At 40.5% G+C, this 18487-nt stretch carries 7 protein-coding genes and 2 pseudogenes; 1 reads left to right on the top strand and 8 read right to left on the bottom strand.

The genetic code is table 11. From position 1 onward, the window contains the following. Positions 1–18: 18 nt before the first annotated feature. The 6 genes and pseudogenes from NXX38_RS12370 to NXX38_RS12345 all read right to left on the bottom strand — a co-directional run bounded on the left by NXX38_RS12370 (position 19) and on the right by NXX38_RS12345 (position 9143). Positions 19–1686, bottom strand: a complete 1668-nt coding sequence (locus NXX38_RS12370; RefSeq protein WP_122135664.1) for a polysaccharide lyase family 1 protein — start codon at positions 1684–1686, stop codon at positions 19–21. A 183-nt stretch (positions 1687–1869) separates the two neighbouring features. After that, the gene (locus NXX38_RS12365; RefSeq protein ID WP_122135663.1) at positions 1870–2982 is read right to left on the bottom strand and encodes a hypothetical protein; all 1113 of its coding nucleotides are present in this window, start codon (positions 2980–2982) and stop codon (positions 1870–1872) included. A 69-nt stretch (positions 2983–3051) separates the two neighbouring features. Continuing rightward, positions 3052–5482, bottom strand: a pseudogene (locus NXX38_RS12360) (glycoside hydrolase family 88 protein). 302 nt (positions 5483–5784) lie between these two features. After that, positions 5785–7095, bottom strand: coding sequence for a glycoside hydrolase family 28 protein (locus tag NXX38_RS12355; protein ID WP_258979607.1), 1311 nt, complete (start codon positions 7093–7095; stop codon positions 5785–5787). A gap of 172 nt (positions 7096–7267) precedes the next feature. Next, on the bottom strand, positions 7268–8758 hold the full coding sequence (gene ltrA, locus NXX38_RS12350; RefSeq protein WP_258978446.1) for a group II intron reverse transcriptase/maturase: 1491 nt from the start codon (positions 8756–8758) through the stop codon (positions 7268–7270). Between the two features lie 232 nt (positions 8759–8990). Then, positions 8991–9143 (bottom strand): hypothetical protein, encoded by a 153-nt coding sequence (locus NXX38_RS12345; RefSeq protein ID WP_167511788.1) that lies wholly within the window; start codon positions 9141–9143, stop codon positions 8991–8993. Positions 9144–10186: 1043 nt separating this feature from the next. On the opposite strand from NXX38_RS12345, the pseudogene NXX38_RS12340 reads away from it, so the two are divergent. Then, positions 10187–13151 (top strand): annotated as a pseudogene (locus tag NXX38_RS12340) (glycoside hydrolase family 2 protein). Between the two features lie 42 nt (positions 13152–13193). Here NXX38_RS12340 and NXX38_RS12335 read toward each other — a convergent pair. Further along, positions 13194–14081, bottom strand: a complete 888-nt coding sequence (locus NXX38_RS12335) for an alpha/beta hydrolase (protein ID WP_258979606.1) — start codon at positions 14079–14081, stop codon at positions 13194–13196. Between the two features lie 21 nt (positions 14082–14102). Continuing rightward, a complete protein-coding gene (locus NXX38_RS12330) occupies positions 14103–18401 on the bottom strand; it encodes a two-component regulator propeller domain-containing protein (protein ID WP_258979605.1) in 4299 nt (1432 codons plus the stop codon). Between the last annotated feature and the right edge of the window lie 86 nt (positions 18402–18487).

The following is an 18487-nucleotide window of genomic DNA, read 5'->3' as shown; positions in this document are numbered from 1 at the left end:
AATATGATTTATTATTAGTTATTCACCGTATGCTTCTTTCCAAGCCTTTTCATACTCATCCGGGAATTCAAGAGAAAGAGCATAGTTCTCAATCATTGTATATCCGTTCTCTGCAATCCGAACAGCATCTCCTGCATTATTTTTATTTAGCCCCCATTTATCCTCAAAATCATCGGGTATGCCGTCACTGTCCGTGTCTATCGGACCGGTTACACTGACTGCAAATTCAGCGTTCCAAATATTGGCCAGTGGATATTGACGTTCTATCGTCTGATTACGAAAAATCATGCCTTCAATTCCCAATGAGGTTAGTTCGCTAATCAAAAATTTGTCGACTGCATCCCGTTCTGGCAAAACAGGACCTACATTCTCCACCACCCAATAGTAAGCTTCTGTTGCACTGGTTGTAGAAGAAATGGTCGGATGTAAAGCATCCGGAGCACTTAATCGATCTATCACAGCACTACAATAGGTATTCCAATTGCTTTGCGTAAGTTCAAATCCGTTCAAAGTACCATCTTTATCTTCATCATAATAGTTGCCTACACAATAGGAAAAGAATGTACCCGTACCTCCACCACCGGTGAGTGGTTTGGCGGGATTCACTTGATATTTAACTTCATAATATCCGTCTCCGGATTTTCGACATTGCTCTTCATCACCAATAATACTTGGGTCTACATCTACTTCCGCAAAATTCTGCCATGTCCATGCCGGTCCTTTAATAAAGTAATTGTTTTCAATCACCGTATTGGAGGTTCCAGCGGATTCACCTCCTGCATCATAAGCTGTTCCATTTCCCCAGTTATAGATTATATTATTAACGTATTGATTCAGCCCTTTTACTTTAAAATTACGGGTCTTATTATCAATTAATAGATTTCGGAAAATAGTAATTCCGTCTTTTTCACCGGTTTGAATTAAACCTCCGCAAGAATGATTCTGGCATCCTTGTCCTAGAATTGAATTCTGCAATGTTATGTTATAGAGTCTTTCCGGCTGCTTATCATTATTGAGTGAGAAACATTCATCTGTTCCCCACGTGAAAGAACAATGGTCATAAATTTGATCATGACCGTAAGCTGCCCCTCCCGCATCTATATTATCACTGCTACTAACCTGCCGACCGGCACGCATACGCAAATAACGTACAATCACGTTGTCAGCATTGGTAGAAGACGTTCTGCCATTGTAGAGCACAATGCCGGGAGCGGGAGCTGTTTGGCAGAGAATCGTCTGATTATCTTTGAATACAAGCACCTCTTTATTCAAATCAATCAATCCAGATACATTGAATACTATGATTCTGTTTGACTGACTAACAGCATCTCTAAACGATCCAGCACCACTATTATTCAAATTGGTTACAACATAAACCTCTCGATTACTACTGGCACGGGCTCCTTCCGAATTTCTACCGTGCCCCACTGCTCCTGGAAATGCTGGCGCGTTATTGGCAAAGTTAGGAAATGCAGGACCAGAACTTGTAGAACCACCACTTTCTTCATCCTCCAAAAATGAACTGTGAGGATTGATGGCAGGGTCTGCATCCTCCTCATCTACAGGTTCTTTATCTACACAAGCCGCTAGCGAGGAAAGCGAAAACAAAAAGAAATATAAAATGCTTGTTAAGCATCTCACGGCAATTGGATATGCCTTTTTTTGAAAAGTTGCTGTGTTTCTCATTTTATATATAAAAAAATAATTAAGAAATACTTATTTGATTAATAAATTAAATTCAAACCTAAAAAAATTGTATATCAGTTATCAAGTATACTTGATTATTTTGCTATTTACGCAATCAGTAGTTGAATATCTATTTTAATATTGATCCCATCTTTATACGTAAAAATCAAGATTTTTTAGTTATTAAGGTACAATGCCCCATTGTGATGCATAAGCATCCTGAATTTCTTTGGTATTGAAACATACAATCTCAATGTTGGGATAATAATCGATAGTAGCATCTATCCTAACTGAAGATTCGTCTAATTCATCCATAGGATACCATTCTGAATATTCTCCGTCATCCCATTTTACTCTATAATAAGCTGAATACCAAGATACTTCTGTTTCACCAATCATTGTATCAATATTCGACTGTAATTTAGCCCATATACCTGTTATTAAATATAATTCATATCCAATATCATCACCATTAGGTAATCTTACCATTTTATGCCAACTTACATTATTAATAACCATTCCATTTCTATCTATAGAAAGTTCTTGTTCACAATACCCTTTATAACAATATTCCTTTTGAGTAGAATTATATACAATTCCAAGAACAAAGTCAATATAAGTTGGCTTAGCTGGTTCAAAAATGGATTCCCATTGATAATAAGTATAAACACTAACGTTTCCGTTTACATAAGGACCTGAAGAACCATCGTCGTATGTTTCATCATAAAATCCTAATGTAATATCTAATGTATAATCATTGTTTTCAGCATAAGGAAAATCTACATCAAATTCAACTGTAAAGGCTGAATTTGTGAAAGAAGAATCTGCTCTTTTAAGAATAACTCTATCGTAAAGCACCATACTTGCTTCACCGTTCTTTAAAGTTACCAAAGCATTACATAGTTCAATCGGATATATATATGATTTACCATCATCAATTTCTATATTCAATTTAATTCGATGTTTTCCGAAAGGTATCATAAAACTACCTTTTACATTTTTTCCACTTTGTGGATAAAGGCATCTAGTATGATCTTCCTGATTATCAATATATACAAAACACTCATCTACATGATCACCTGTATTATACTGATAATCAAAATAAGGTTTTGTAAATAAATTCAGATTAACCATACATGTATTATCACTTGCCTCGTCACTTAAAAGTCCTTGCTGCGCATCTCTTTGCATCAATGCAGTCTCTTCATATTCCATAAAGCCATTACCATCACATGAGATAACAAGCAAAGGAATAATTAAAAATAACATCGATTTGATAATTTGTTCTTTTTTCATGGTACTACATTTTATTAGTTCATTAATTGAAACAATAGTCGAAAATTTCCTATCATTTCTACTTCTATATTATTTGTTCAGTTCAATACATCCCATAATGAAAGGGCCTGTTGCTTTAGCATCATTATCTCTCATTTTCTCTCCTATATAATACTCGAAACTGCCGTCACGGTAAGGCTTACCACCTAATCCACCCACTTGGCAACATTTGGTTAATGTCAATGTTCCGTCCGGATTGGAAATCAGTAGTTTATCACACAGACCTTTAAAAGCCTTTTCTGCAATGGCGCGATACTGACTATCAATGTATCCTTTATTCACAGCTTTCATATAGGCATACATACATTGTGTCGTAACAGAAGCTTCCGGAAAATTACCGGTACGTGAAGGTTGGTCAATTACTTGATACCACAAGCCATTTTTATCTTGGTATTTTGAAAGAGTTTCTGCTAATTCCTTCGTCCATTTAATCATATCAGCATAGCCTGAATGATCTTGGGGAATATATTCCAAAGCATCTACTAAAGCCATAAACCACCAACCGATACTACGTCCCCAGAAATTAGGAGAATGGCCAGTTTCCGGATCAGCCCAGCGCTGGCTACGGTCCTCATTCCATGCATGATAATAAAGTCCGGTCTTGGTATCGTATGTATGCTGATGGCAGAGAGTGAACTGTTTAACAGCCTCATCAATCCATTCCGGACGATTAAATTCAGCTCCATATCTAGCCATAAAAGGAGAAGCCATATACAATCCATCCAACCACATCTGATAAGGATATATTTTTTTATGCCAAAAACCTCCATCTGTTGTACGAGGCTGCTTTTTCAACTGGTCTATCAGATTCTCGATAGCCAATTTATATTTCTCCTTTTGGGTTTCATCGTATAAATCAAAAAGAACTTTCCCGGAGTTGATATAATCCAAATTATAGGTTTCTTTCTTATACAAATAAATATCCCCTTTATTATCTACCAAAGAATCAGCCCATGCCTCTACATAATCAAAGTACCTACGGTCTCCTGTTTTCTTCCAAACTTGTAACATCGCACAACAACCTACTCCTTGCGCATAACCAAAATACAGGCGTTTTCCATGATCCAGTTGCCACGCTTTCGGGAAACGGCGAATTTCCGAATCGGCAAACAGACGATAATAAGTGTCGGAAGCAAAAGAATCCGTACGGAAAGGAACTGCTGGAAATCCGGCTTTATTAAACAGATTCACTCTAAAGAAAGTCCCATAACCGTAGCGTACAGCTACAGGTACAGAGACATAAGTTGAAGAAAGCGTTATCGAACTTCCATCAATTACGGCTTCAGCCGGATAAAACCGCGCATCATTGCCAGCAATAAAAAATCCTTTTACCGGTTCATTGCCGGGTGTCTGCAGGCCACCTTCCGCAAATTCAAAATCTAATGTAATTTCTCTCCCATTCACTTTCATTGATTTGTAGAGAGGTCCTGAATAAACAATCTTTTTACCATATTGCTTTGCTAATGCCCAAGCTGCCAGCCGTTCGCCCGGTGCAACTTTATTTCGTGGATGTATGTCTGTAGAATCGGCTGCATCCGTCACTACTGCCATTCCAATGTTCTCAAGTCCACCTAACCATGTTTTCAATTGTGCTTCACGAATACCTGCCGATTGTTTGTAATGTGGTGCAATCTGTACAAAATAGAATGGCATATCCGGCTGATTCCACTCTTTCCGCCAACTATTTATCAAGTTAGTAAATACCTCCTGATATTTCTCATAACGAACAGAGTTGGACTCTCCCTGATACCAGATATTCCCTTTTACAGTATACCCTACTATAGGAGCAATCATACCATTCCACAATGTAGCCGGAACCTTGCACTTATCTTTTTCCCTACTCACCTTTTCCTTTGAATATTGTTTTAAGACATCGGCATACAGCGGATTGTTTTCCATCACTTTCATGCTTGTCCAGGATTCGGCATGTGTTCCTCCCCAAGTAGACTGAATTAAACCAACCGGTGTACTCAATTCCTTATACAATTTACGCCCAAAGACAAATCCTATAGCAGAAAAGTCTTTCAGATTCTCCGGACTACAAACCACCCACTTCCCTGTACAATCCTCTTTTTCACCATCAGGCGCCATCTGATGCTCTACATGAAACAGACGGATTTCCGGAAAATCAGCATCTTTCATTTCCTCCGCTTCCATACAGCATTCCTGTTTTCCATTTCACTTGCGGATTACGAGCTACTGGAAATTCCATATTTGACTGTCCGGTACAAAGCCAAACTTCACCTATTAATACATTATTGATATGAATCTTATTATCGCCTTTCAATATCACAGACTGTCCGGAAGTGGCTACCGGTGTTTGTATCATCAATTCCCAATGACCGCTTTCTGAAGCAACCACCTTATATTTCTTATGATCCCACGAAGTTTTTACCTGAATCTTCTCTCCGGGACGTGCTTTTCCCCAGAAACGTACTTTCGCATTTTGCTGAAGTACCATATTATCTGATAATATAGAGGGAAGTTGTATATCTGCATAAATTCCCAAAGGGAAAAAACAGATCAATAGCCACAGACAAAAAATAATTCTACAGAATTTCATTGTATTTTATAGTTTTAGATTCAATGTTTTACTAAATAAGCACATGTCAAAGATACCGTATTACATGGCAGAATGAAAGGAAAGGAATATGGAGAATTCGACTTTCTTATGTAAATTCATATGCGTACAGCCTATCAGACGTCGTTTTTGTACGATTTTACAGTCTATGTACAATTTTCCAGTCTTTCTGCCATTCTTTTTTAATTCACCTTAGTTATTTCAACCTTTCTTATGATGAGTGAATCAATTATGTTTTCATCTATCTTCACATCCTTTTTCGCCTTGATAGCCAGATTGTCGAAACAGAAATTGGATAATTTGTACTGATTTGATTTCTCTACAGCAAAAAAGGAATCGCAATCCAGGTGAATATTACGCATCGTTATATAGCTGGAATATGAGACCGGCATATCTTTGCGATCTTTCAGATCATAAAACTGTGTCCATGGAGCAATAAAGATGCAATTGCGAACATTCCCTTTTATGTCTTCAACCAAGATGTACTTATATTGTTGAGGAGTATCCGGACGCATTTTCAGCCATAAAAGGCGTTTAGCCTGATCCAAATCACAACGCCGGAGAATTATATTATGATTATAGATTGACTCACTTCCACAAGTCAGCACTCCGTGACAAAATCCGAAAGTACAGTCTTCAATGATAATATCACAATTGCCACCATTATCAGGATTTTGATCCGCCCAGGGTCCTTTCCCGCCTTTTAAAGCAATCGCATCGTCATTGACCGACATATAGCACCCCTTAACCAGTACATTTTTACATGCATCAATATCAATAGCATCTGTGCTGGGAGCTTTTACAGGGGAAGAGGGAGAATAGATATGTAAATCCAAGAGTTTTACACTATCACACTTATAAATGTGAGTCGTCCAAAATGGAGAGTTCACCAGCCGTACATCAGAAATCTGTACGTTATTACTATGGGATATATGAAGCAAACGGGGACGTAATTCATCCATATTAGTACATTTAGGAATAACCCGCCGCCGCAACCAGAATGATTTCCAGTATCGTTCACCGTTTCCGTCAATCGTTCCTTTCCCGGAAAGAGTAAAACCATCAATCTTATCAACATTAATCAAGGCAGAAAAGTATTTCAGATTCTGTCCTTCCATCCGTGTTTCTATTACAGGAAAGTTGCTAATATCATCACTACCTTTTAATATAGCCTTTGATTCCAGATGTAAATGTGTTCCCGGTTTGAAGAAAAGTGCGCCACTAAGATAAGTGCCCTCCGGAATGACAACAACTCCCCCACCATTGTCGGATGCCAAATCTATAACAGCCTGAATCTTTTCAGTTTGTAGTAGTGTACTATCATTCACTACTCCATAATCTGTAATCAAGAATTTCTTTCCCATTATACTGATATCAGTTTTCTCATTTTGGTAAAACCAATCCGGTATCATTTTACCATCGGGAAATTTCTCCTGACTAAATAGTTGTAAGCTACAACATGCCGCTACTATTAAAATTGCTGACTTTATCATTTTCTACTGCTTATTAGTTATGTAGGTCGGCGGCATTGCTGCCGCTTTCCCCATTAAGAACTGTACGTGCGACTTTCACCGCATACAGCTCCGATAATTCTAAATTTAATTCTCATAAAATTAAATCGGCTCATAATCATCTTGCGATGACTTGTTTCCGATAAAGTTTTCTTCACGCACGTTGACGGGCACTTTTGAGTTTCCGCCTTTCGAAGTATTCGTCCCATGATGGGTCGAACGGATTGGCCTCGCATCTTATCTTTGTGTGTCGCTTGATTGGAATTTCTGTCAGTTGCTGTAATGTGAACTTATCCTTTATTTCTCCACATACATATTCAAAACCGAAAATCCAATTTCTGCCACCTTTTCGGATAAAATACTTCTTCCTTATCCATTTCCTTGACTTGTCGGTATGTCTGCGATATGACCATCTTTTAAGTTGATTTATTAAGATATGGTCACATCGGCAGAACACCTCCTTTGATACCACATGGCTGTAGTAGTTACCCCATCCCTTTATTATAGGATTGAGTTTCTCTATCAGCTCCTGCTGGGATGATGCCTTACCTTTGGTCAGCACAACCTCATGCAGCTTGTCAGTGAAACGTTTCTGACTTTTCTTTGACGGCTTTATTAACAATGTGCCGTTGTACTTCCGGACATTGAAACCTAAAAAGTCAAATCCGTCACTGATATGTGTTATCAGTGTCTTCTCATCGGATAGGGTAAGTCCTCTTTCCTTTAGAAAAACTGTCAACATTTCCTTTATTTCAAGTAACGTTTTCCTTTTGTCAGCAGTGACAATGAAGTCATCCGCATATCTTACGAGATTGACTTTGGGGCAGTAAAGTTTTCCATTGACATAACTTGCCTTGTACTTCTCTTTGAGCATCCTTTCCATGCCGTCAAGAGTTGCATTTGCAAGTGTCGGTGAAATAATGCCGCCCTGTGGTGTCCCTTCAATAGTCGGTTGAAGCAGTCTGTTGAATACAACTCCACTTTTCAGCCATTTTCTTAATATCTGCCTGTCGATTCGTACGTTATCGAGAAGCCATTCATGGCTGATATGGTCGAAGCAGCCTTTTATGTCTCCCTCCAATATCCATTCGGGAGAGCAATCCCTGCTTAGCCATCTGTGAAGCGCATCTATCGCATCTGCCGTACTTCTGAACTTTCTGAATCCGTAAGAGTTTGCATCCGCTTCACTTTCCGTTATGGGTTCCAATGCCATAAGATACAGTGCCTGCATGGCTCTGTCTTTCATGGTCGGTATTCCCAACGGTCTTGTCTTGCCGTTTGCCTTAGGTATGTTAACTCTTTTCAATGGGAGGGCTTTATATCCTCTCCGTGTCAAAGAACGTATAGCTTCTATTTTATTGGCATCGGTATCCCACTTTATGTGGTCAACCCCTGCCGTGCGTTTACCTTTATTGGAGGTCACTTTCCTTACTGCCAATGCCTTGGCTTCGAACGAAGTGACAAGCAGGTGCTGCAAGGCTTTAACCTTGTTGTACCTCTTTTCTTTATGAGCCTTTGCTATTCGGACTTGCAGCTTTCTGACCTTTCGTTCACATTTGGAGAAGTCAATGCTTTTCCATGTTGTGTTACGCTCGGCTGAAGATGCACACTCGGCTTTCGCCTTGCTCCTTTGCTGTTTCTTCATTTCGTTAAAGTTCTACAATCGTTTCACAAAGAATTACCCTGCGGAAGTCTGCCTGCTTTCGCATGAGGTGACGTTTAAACCTCTATCTTCCGCATTACACGGAAGCGTTCGCTTTCTCCGCAATCCTTTACCCGCACATCATTCGGCTTCTCTTGCGATTGGCTTACCTGCCCGATAAAGGACAGGAGAGATACGGGCTTACCAAGTTCCGTACAAGTAACTTACGACCGACTTAAAGTCCGCCCATCCACCGGCAGTGCTGCATCCGTGTAGTCCTGAAAAAGAGAGAACTATCCTGACTGCCCGCCATTTTGGCTATAGCTTGTAAATATCCGTAAGCTATTCTTTTGTTACGATGGTGCAGCGGTTCACATACGTTACTCATATCGGTCAGCCTAACAGCCTATACATTGGATATTTCTGCATAGAACCATATTGTCAAGAGGGCTTCGCACCAAACAATTACTCGTAAAGCACGCCTCTTTAGGCTACTGTTGACGGAACAACAGGTTCAGACATTATGCTGAACAATTACTTGTACGACTTCTTGTCGCACATTTTTCTGCAAAAGTACCGCATCTGCCCATTCACCCCAAGCTTAAGGATATGGAGATATTGATTTTCTTATGGAGTTCCATGCAAAAGCCTCAAATACTACTTATTCGTATACAATATTCCATATCCGGATGCACTTTTCTACATACCTAAAATCAGTACAGTTTCTCCGTCTCTTAAATAAAAAGCGCATCCTCTTTATAAAAGAAGACACGCTACAAATAGACTTTTTTCTTATATCGACGTTTGGAGATTAATTCCCCGGCAGAATATTATCTCGTAATCACAGAAACTGTAATATCGTACGTAAAGAATATAATTTTTCAACAACAATGTTTATATCATTTACTTTTCATAAGAAATCCCCAATCAAGTTATATTTCGTATTATACCAAAGAAGAAAAAAGCTGACTCATCTTTCATAATCCTCTTCACCGTTCTTAATAAATTATTGAGGAGTTTATTATAAACGCTATCCAAGTTTATTATAAACTATAAATTCCGGATCTAAGAACACAGCCATGATTTTTTGCAACAAAAAAGGCTGCAAATCCCATAAAGATTCGCAGCCTTTGGCTTATACGAAAACTCTCACAGTTTAACTACTGCAAGAATTTCCTAATATATTGTCATCATATTGTACCGGTTTCTTTTTCATTCTTTTTATAATACTACCTTTTACCCATTGATATTAACATCCACAAATATACAACATAAAAAAGGTTTTGTCAAGAGCATCCCGCCCATAAGAAGAATTATTTTTAAATTAATTTCAAAAGGTGCACAATTGTATATAATCTTTGTACATTTCTCCATTTCATACATTCAAAAAAGAAGTAATTTTGCGAGTGAATAAATATATTATTGATTATCATGAAACACCAATTATATCTTTTCGTTTTTCTGCTGATCACACTGTCTATTATCAACAGTCAGGCGGCCGAACGCAAAAAATACAACTTCAACAGTGAATGGAAGCTGCAAATAGGAGAATTTCCTAAAGCCAAAGACACTAAATTCGACGACAGTGAATGGAAGCAAGTAACTTTGCCTCATGCTTTCAATGAAGATGGAAGCATTTAAACTCTCCATCGAACAATTGACAGACACAGTGGTGTGGTATCGCAAAAGTTTCCGGATTCCGGAACTGAAAAGTAACCAGAAAGTATTTATCGAGTTCGAAGGAGTACGTCAACGTGGAGACTTCTATCTCAACGGTCATAATCTGGGCAGACACGAAAATGGCGTAATGGCAGTGGGATTCGACCTGACTCCATATATGAAGGAGGGTGAAAACGTAATTGCCGTTCGCACCGATAACAACTGGATGTACAGAGAAGAGGGAACCAACTCCAAATTTCAGTGGAACGACCGCAATTTCAATGCTAACTATGGCGGTATCCCCAAAAATGTATTTCTGTACGTTACCGATAATGTATATCAAACTCTTCCCTTATACAGTAACCTGAAAACAACAGGTGTTTATGTGTACGCCAAAGATTTCGATATAAAAGGGCATAAAGCAACCATTCATGCCGAATCAGAAGTCAGAAACGACAGTAAATCTCCCCGCCAGTTCAGTTATCAAGTGACTGTGCTTGATGCCGATGGCAAACGATTGAAGACTTTCCAAGGTGATAAAGTGACTTTAAAAGCAGGAGAGACTAAAACGGTAAAGGCATCCGCCATTATCAATAATCTTCATTTCTGGAGTTGGGGATATGGTTACCTGTATACGGTAAAAACTGCCTTGAAAGATGACAACAATCAGATATTCGATGAAGTCAGCACCCGCACCGGATTCCGTAAAACACGCTTTGTTGAAGGAAAAATAGAATTGAACGACCGTGTTATCCAAATGAAGGGATATGCACAACGTACCAGCAATGAATGGCCTGCAGTGGGTCTGTCCGTACCAGCCTGGTTGAGCGACTTCTCTAATGGTCTGATGGTAAAAGGAAATGCAAACCTAGTTCGTTGGATGCACGTCACTCCATGGAAACAAGATGTAGAATCTTGCGACCGTGTAGGTCTGATACAGGCAATGCCTGCCGGAGATGCGGAAAAAGACCGTGAGGGACGCCAATGGGAGCAACGGGTGGAACTGATGCGCGATGCAATCATTTATAACCGCAACAACCCGAGTATCTTGTTCTACGAATGTGGCAACAAAGCTATCAGCCGTGAACACATGATAGAGATGAAAGCTGTCCGTGACAAATATGATCCGTTTGGCGGACGTGCTATCGGTTCACGTGAAATGTTGGATATTCGTGAAGCGGAATACGGCGGCGAAATGCTATATATCAACCGAAGTGAGCATCATCCGATGTGGGCTACCGAATATTGCCGCGACGAAGGTTTAAGAAAATACTGGGACGAATACAGCTATCCTTTCCATAAAGAGGGTGACGGTCCGCTTTATAAAGGTAAACCGGCTACTGATTATAACCGTAACCAAGATGAATTTGCCATTACCATGATAGCCCGCTGGTATGATTATTGGCGTGAGCGTCCCGGAACAGGCAACAGGGTCAGCTCCGGCGGCACTAAAATTATCTTCTCTGACACCAATACCCATTACCGGGGAGCGGAAAACTATCGCAGAAGTGGAGTGACAGATGCTATGCGTATTGAGAAAGACGCCTTCTATGTACATCAGGTGATGTGGAACGGATGGGTAGATACGGAAGAAGACCAGACCTACATTATCGGACACTGGAATTATCCTGAAAATACAGTAAAACCCATACATGTGGTATCTACCGGGGAAGAGGTGGAACTTTTCCTGAATGGTAAATCTCTGGGTAAAGGCAAACGCCAATACAATTTCCTCTTTACTTTTGACAACATAACATTCAAACCGGGTAAACTGGAAGCAATCAGCTATAATCAAGCAGGAAAAGAAATCAGCCGCTACGCTATACATACAGCCGGTGAACCAGCCAAACTGAAACTTACCGCTATTCAAAATCCCGAAGGATTCCATGGAGATGGTGCAGACATGGCTTTAATACAGGTGGAAGTTGTAGATAAAGACGGAAAACGTTGCCCATTGGATAATCGTACGGTTCAATTCACACTCAACGGTCAAGCAGAATGGCGTGGAGGGATTGCTCAAGGTGAAAACAATCATATCCTTGATACAAAACTTCCGGTAGAATGTGGCATCAACCGTGCACTGATCCGTAGCACAACCACTGCCGGAAAAGTAACTCTGACAGCACAGGCTAAAGGATTACTTGCCGCCACACTCACATTGGAAACAGTGCCTGTAAAAGTTACTGAAGGCTTGAGCACTTATCTCCCGCAGGAGACTTTAAAAGGACAACTGAACAGGGGTGAGACTCCTTCTACCCCTTCTTACCAAGACAGTAAAAAAGGTGTACGCATCGTTTCAGCAAAAGCCGGTTCCAATAACAGCGATGCTGAAAAGAGCTATGATGATATCGAACTGACGGAATGGAAAAATGACGGTAAGTTGAGCACTGCCTGGATTACTTATACACTGGAGAGAGAGGCCGAAATAGACGATATATGTATCAAATTGCAAGGCTGGCGTTCACGCAGTTATCCATTGGAAGTATATGCCGGAAACACCCTGATTTGGAACGGAAATACAGATAAGAGTCTGGGGTATATTCATCTCAATGTAGAAAAACCGGTACGTGCCAACACTATAACCATTCGCCTGAAAGGAAATACCAGTGACAAGGATGCTTTCGGACAGATCATTGAAGTAGAAGCCAAAGCTGCCAATAAAATGGAACTGGAAAAGAGCAGTAGCAAAAACCAGTTAAGAATCATTGAAGTAGAATTTCTCGAAACAATCAAATAAATTAGTTCTCAACAGGTATTAGCACTGCTTTAATAGCCTCCCCTAAAAAGTCATTAGCCAAGCTTTCAGCTCCATCAACATTTCATTGCGGAATTTAAAACTATCTTTCATTCCCCATCCGTGTCCACCACTGGGATAAATATACATGGCGGCCGGTATCTCCTTTTCTTTCAAAGCAGAATAGTAACGAATAGAATTCATAGGTACCACACCCCTGTCGTCATCGGATAAAGCTATAAACGCTCTCGGTGTGAGCGAATCCACCTGATACTCATTACTAAATTCCTTTTTCAATTCCTCCGTTGCTCTTTCACCTAGAAACTGTCTGCACGATCCACCATGCCCGTATTTAGGTTCCATCGAAATTACCGGATAAAAAAGAATCTGAAAAGCAGGACGAAGTTCTTCGGAAGCATGCGTAGCCACTGTAGAGGCCAAATGCCCCCCTGCCGAAAATCCCATGATACCAATGCAATCAGGATTAATATTCCATTCAGAAGCATGTTCTTTCGCATAACAAATAGCTTCGTATGCATCCGACATGGGAACTTCCCGGTTACCATTAGGCATACGGTACTTCAAGACAATAGCAGCTATTCCCTGTTCATTGAAAAACGGTGCCCAGTCATAACCCTCGTGAGCCATTGCCAAATGCCCGTATCCACCTCCCGGACATATAATAACAGCTTTCGCCGGCTGTTGAGAGGCTTCCGGCAGATACACCCGGATACTAGGTTTGAAATTATTCTTTTTATCATCATATCCCTGAGCTTCCATCCCATTCGTATTGGGCAATCCGTTTTGCCACAAATCTATATCAATAGGTGAGTTCTGTTTTTTCATCACTTTATCTTGTGCATTTATAGAAGTACAAGCAGTTGTAAAGCAACTGCTCAAAAGTAATATTTTACAAAAAGAAATCAGTTTCATACTATGCTATTTTAGTTAATCTTATTCTTGTGAATCCTGCGGAGAATCACTATTATTATTCACACCACGCTGATAAACAGACGGTGCTACTCCGAATTGAGCTTTGAAACATTTACTGAAATAGAAAGGATCGCTGATACCCACCTTATAGGAGACTTCTGCAACCGTCAGATTATCTTCCGACAGTAACAACTCGGCTGCTTTCTTCATGCGCACAACACGTAAATATTCATTAGGCGAATATCCCGTTACTCCACGTAGTTTCCGATAAAATACCGTTCGTCCCAACTTCATCATCTGTGCAAACTCATCAATAGAGAATTCAGGCCGGGCGAGGTTCTGTTCAAGGATAGCAGCCAACCGATCTGCAAATTCTTTATCCCGGTCAGTGGTACACATGGCCGGACGCACAATACCCGGTTCACTGGAGAACTTCTCACGCAATTTATCGCGCTGCTCGATCAGGCGGAATACACGTGCCAACAACAATTTTACACTAAACGGTTTGGCTATGTAAGCATCCGCTCCGGCTTCTATACCTTCCAGATGTTTCTCCGGTGAACTCAAAGCAGTCAGCAGAATGATAGGAATATGGCTCGTATCAAAATCCGATTTCAGCTTCTTAGTTACCTCAAATCCCGTCATTCCCGGCATCAGAACATCACAGATAATCAAATCGGCATCATACGTACGTGCCTTCTCAAATCCGGATGTACCGTCAGCAGCAACTTCTACTTCGAAATAGGCTCCGATTTCCTCTTTCAAGAATTCACGAATATCATTGTCATCTTCAATAATCAAGACTTTCCGTTTATTCAGAGGAACAGCCAGTTTTTCCGAGTCAGGAAGTTCTTCCGAGAGCTGCAACAAATGATGCGCATGTCCATCCGCCTCTTTCAGCAGTACATTGCCCGGGACAAGGAAGTCTTTCTCCGAATACACCGTCTTATCCGTCGGAATGCATACGGTAAATACTGAACCACCGCCTTCATTATCCTTATACTCAATCGTTCCTTTATGTACCTGAACTAGTTCATGGCTCAAATGCAACCCTACACCGATACTGTCACCGGAGAAGTTGCTCTGCATAAATCGCTTGAACAATTCGTTCTGCTTCTCTTTAGGAATGCCGACTCCCGTATCCGAAACCTGAATCTGCAAGGTTTGCTTCCCTTCGTCCACATTCACCGAGAGAATAATTGTTCCGTTCGAAGGAGTATATTTAAAGGCATTTGAAAGCAGGTTATAAGTCACCTTATCCAAATTTCCTTTATCAATAAACATTTTATAGGACGGCACCGAAGGCAGGAAACGGAAATTCATATTCTTTTGTTCCGCTACATCTCCGAAGCTCAAAAATATTTCATAAAGGAAAGAGATGACATCCGTTTCCTCTAAAGAGAGTGCCAGCTTATTATTCTGCATCTTTCTGAATTCCAGCAACTGATTGATAAGCCTCAACATACGCTGCGTGCTCTTATCCATTGTTTTCAGCGGATATATCAATTCACGCGGGATATCAGTCACCCGTTGAATCTTCTCCAATGCTCCCTGAATCAAGGTAAGCGGAGTACGGAATTCATGAGAGATATTGGTAAAAAACACCAGTTTATATTCTGTCAACTGCTTTTCTACATTGATGCGGTTACGCAAGCCGTTAAAGTTACGAACGATACGGAAAGCAAAGTACAAGGCTATGATTAATAACAGCACATAACCCAGCATTGCCCAAGTCGTTTTCCAGAATGGAGGGACAATTACAATTTTCAGTGTAGTCTCGCTATCATTCCAAACACCTGATCCATTGCTCGACTTGACGTGAAGTATATAAGTTCCCGGATTAAGATACTTAAACGAAGCAAAATTCAGAGGAGAAGGAGCACTCCATCCCTGATCGTAATTTTCCAGCCAATACATATATTTGGTATGACCGCTATCCGAATAATCAAAAGTAGAGAAATCTATCAGGAATGAGTTCTGAAAAAACTTCAGGGTTATTTCGTCCGAATAAGCCAACGATTGCTTTAACGGAGAGTCCTCCATCTGCGGATTCATCTGCGTTCCATTGACATATAAATCCGTGAAAACAACCGGGGAGAAAGTTTCGTTATCCTGTATCTTTTCAGGATCGATCACTATTAATCCGTAGTTTGTGCCAAAAAGCAGTTTTCCATCTTCGCGCATACAGGCGCTATTCTCACTATACACATTTCCCAGTGTATAAGAAGAAAAGAAGTAGTTTTCAAAAGAATGGGTAATCGGATTAAATTTGGAAATACCATATTCGGTAGCAACCCATAGATTCCCCTTTTTATCTCCCAGAATGGACTGGATTACATCGTTAACCAATCCTTCGGAAGTTCCGTAATGTTCATATTTCAAAGAGCAATAGTTATCCTGCGGCTCACAAAGATTCAGTCCCGAACCGGACGTACCAATCCACATCCGCCCTTCCGTATCCCGGTAGATACACTTGATTTCATTACTGCAAAACTTTCCGTTTGTATAACTGAAAAGATGATAATTATCGGCATCTGCAATCAATGAATCCGGATGAAAAACACAAATACCCTCACTGGTTCCTACCCACACCATCCCATTTGCATCTTCTTCTATCACACGCACCATCCTCATCCCGAATGTTTGCTGGAAGAAATGACGGAATTTATATTTACCGTCGGGAGTAGGTTCAGCCAATTCCAGCCCACCGCCAAATGTTCCTATCCACATGCGGTCTTTACGGTCGCGATAAATGGCAAAAACGTTATTATCGGATAAGGCTGTCAGATCAGAAGGATTATTATAATACCAGGTATCCCCCACTTTGAGACCATTTCCACGAGTTCCCATCCACATTCGTCCCTGCTTGTCTTCGGTGAGAGCATAGATATTAGAATGGAAATATTGATTGGTCATTTTTGAATGAAGGCTCGAATCAAAAGTGTATAATCCCCCCTTACGCGTACCTACACAGATATCTCCATTAGACATTCTGGTAAGCATACGGATGGTGTTCGACCGGTCGAACAAATCACGGGATTCGGGATAGATGCGGGAGGTTCCTTCATTCAATACGGAAATACGGGACAAGCCTGAATATTCCGAAGCTACCCAGATGCCACCAGCACGATCTTCCATCACATATTGCAGGAAATCCGAACTGATATGACTCTGGTCATTAATGTTCGCCACAAAATGCTCCAGTTTATCTTCGGCAGTATTATAAGCGAAAAGCCCATTTCCATAGGTCGAAATCCAAATAATTCCCCGCGAATCATGGACGATATGATAACGTTCAAAGTCGATATAACTTATCTTATCCTGGGGAATCAACTGGAAGTCCTTACTCTCTCCGGTTTCGGCAAGCACATATGTAAGTCGTCCCGTATGATTGTATATCCAATAATCTCCACGATTATCACGTATCAATTCTCCCTTTTTAATATTCAAGCGAGGATCTGCGGCCATCTCTCCGGTAGCAAATTGATAAGTATATACTCCGGTAGTAGTCAGGATCACCCACTTATCTTTCAACAGGAAATTTCCGGTTGGCGATGTCGCCCCTGCCACAGTGGCAAGAGAAGCCAACTTTTGCATTTTTTGAGTAGCCTCCTGATAATAATAGATATCTCCATCTGCTGTAAGGAAATACATATCGTCCTTATAGGACAGCGAAGAAGTGAAGTGGATTAATCGGTCTTCTATCCGATATTGTCCGTTGGAGACAGAAACCAGACCGCATTGAGTGCCGATCCAAATACGCCCACTGGTGTCCTCATTCACGAATTTCACCCGGTTATCCGGCAGGTTTCCACGTTCGGTCCTGAATACGGTAGATGTCATCTCACCATTTTTCTGATGTACCATCTTCCGGCAGCCGTTTCCCGAATGGGAAAGCCAGACATCTCCGTTAGCAGCTACAAATACCCCTGAATAATTCTGTCTTAGTTCGCCACAACCGGTATAGTCAACAAAACGGGCACGTTGCAAATCATAGCAACTATATAATTCAGGTGTAGTGGAAATCCACAAAAAACCATCTTTATCTTCTGTCAGATCGTAGATACGGTTGTCTGCCAAAGACACCTTGTCACCGATTTCCGGACGGAAAGTAAGAAAAGAGTTGCCGTCATAACGACTTAATCCGTTCAAAGTAGCCAGCCACAAAAAACCTTTGCTATCCTGATAAATGTATCGAATAGAGTTATTGGGAAGACCGTCACTCGTTCTCATTTGTGTAGAACGAAGCTCTATCGCACCATAGGCATTCAACACAAAACTAACAAGAAAGGTAAAGATTAAAAGGTGTCTTTGCATCATATAGATTCCAAGATTAATAATTAATGTTGGACAAAAATAATCAAGATAGTTGAGATAATAAAAGAAACAACGAACCTAATTACTAA

Origin of the sequence: Bacteroides sp. BFG-637 (assembly GCF_024793605.1) — a bacterium.
Taxonomy (GTDB): domain Bacteria; phylum Bacteroidota; class Bacteroidia; order Bacteroidales; family Bacteroidaceae; genus Bacteroides; species Bacteroides vicugnae.
This window is presented reverse-complemented; position numbering and strand designations above follow the sequence as displayed.

What these genes read in the sequence shown, in the direction of transcription:
- NXX38_RS12370 (WP_122135664.1), bottom strand. Translation starts at nt 1,686, where the DNA reads ATGAGAAACACAGCAACTTTTCAAAAAAAGGCATATCCAATTGCCGTG.
- NXX38_RS12365 (WP_122135663.1), bottom strand. Translation starts at nt 2,982, where the DNA reads ATGAAAAAAGAACAAATTATCAAATCGATGTTATTTTTAATTATTCCT.
- NXX38_RS12355 (WP_258979607.1), bottom strand. Translation starts at nt 7,095, where the DNA reads ATGATAAAGTCAGCAATTTTAATAGTAGCGGCATGTTGTAGCTTACAA.
- ltrA (WP_258978446.1), bottom strand. Translation starts at nt 8,758, where the DNA reads ATGAAGAAACAGCAAAGGAGCAAGGCGAAAGCCGAGTGTGCATCTTCA.
- NXX38_RS12345 (WP_167511788.1), bottom strand. Translation starts at nt 9,143, where the DNA reads ATGAGTAACGTATGTGAACCGCTGCACCATCGTAACAAAAGAATAGCT.
- NXX38_RS12335 (WP_258979606.1), bottom strand. Translation starts at nt 14,081, where the DNA reads ATGAAACTGATTTCTTTTTGTAAAATATTACTTTTGAGCAGTTGCTTT.
- NXX38_RS12330 (WP_258979605.1), bottom strand. Translation starts at nt 18,401, where the DNA reads ATGATGCAAAGACACCTTTTAATCTTTACCTTTCTTGTTAGTTTTGTG.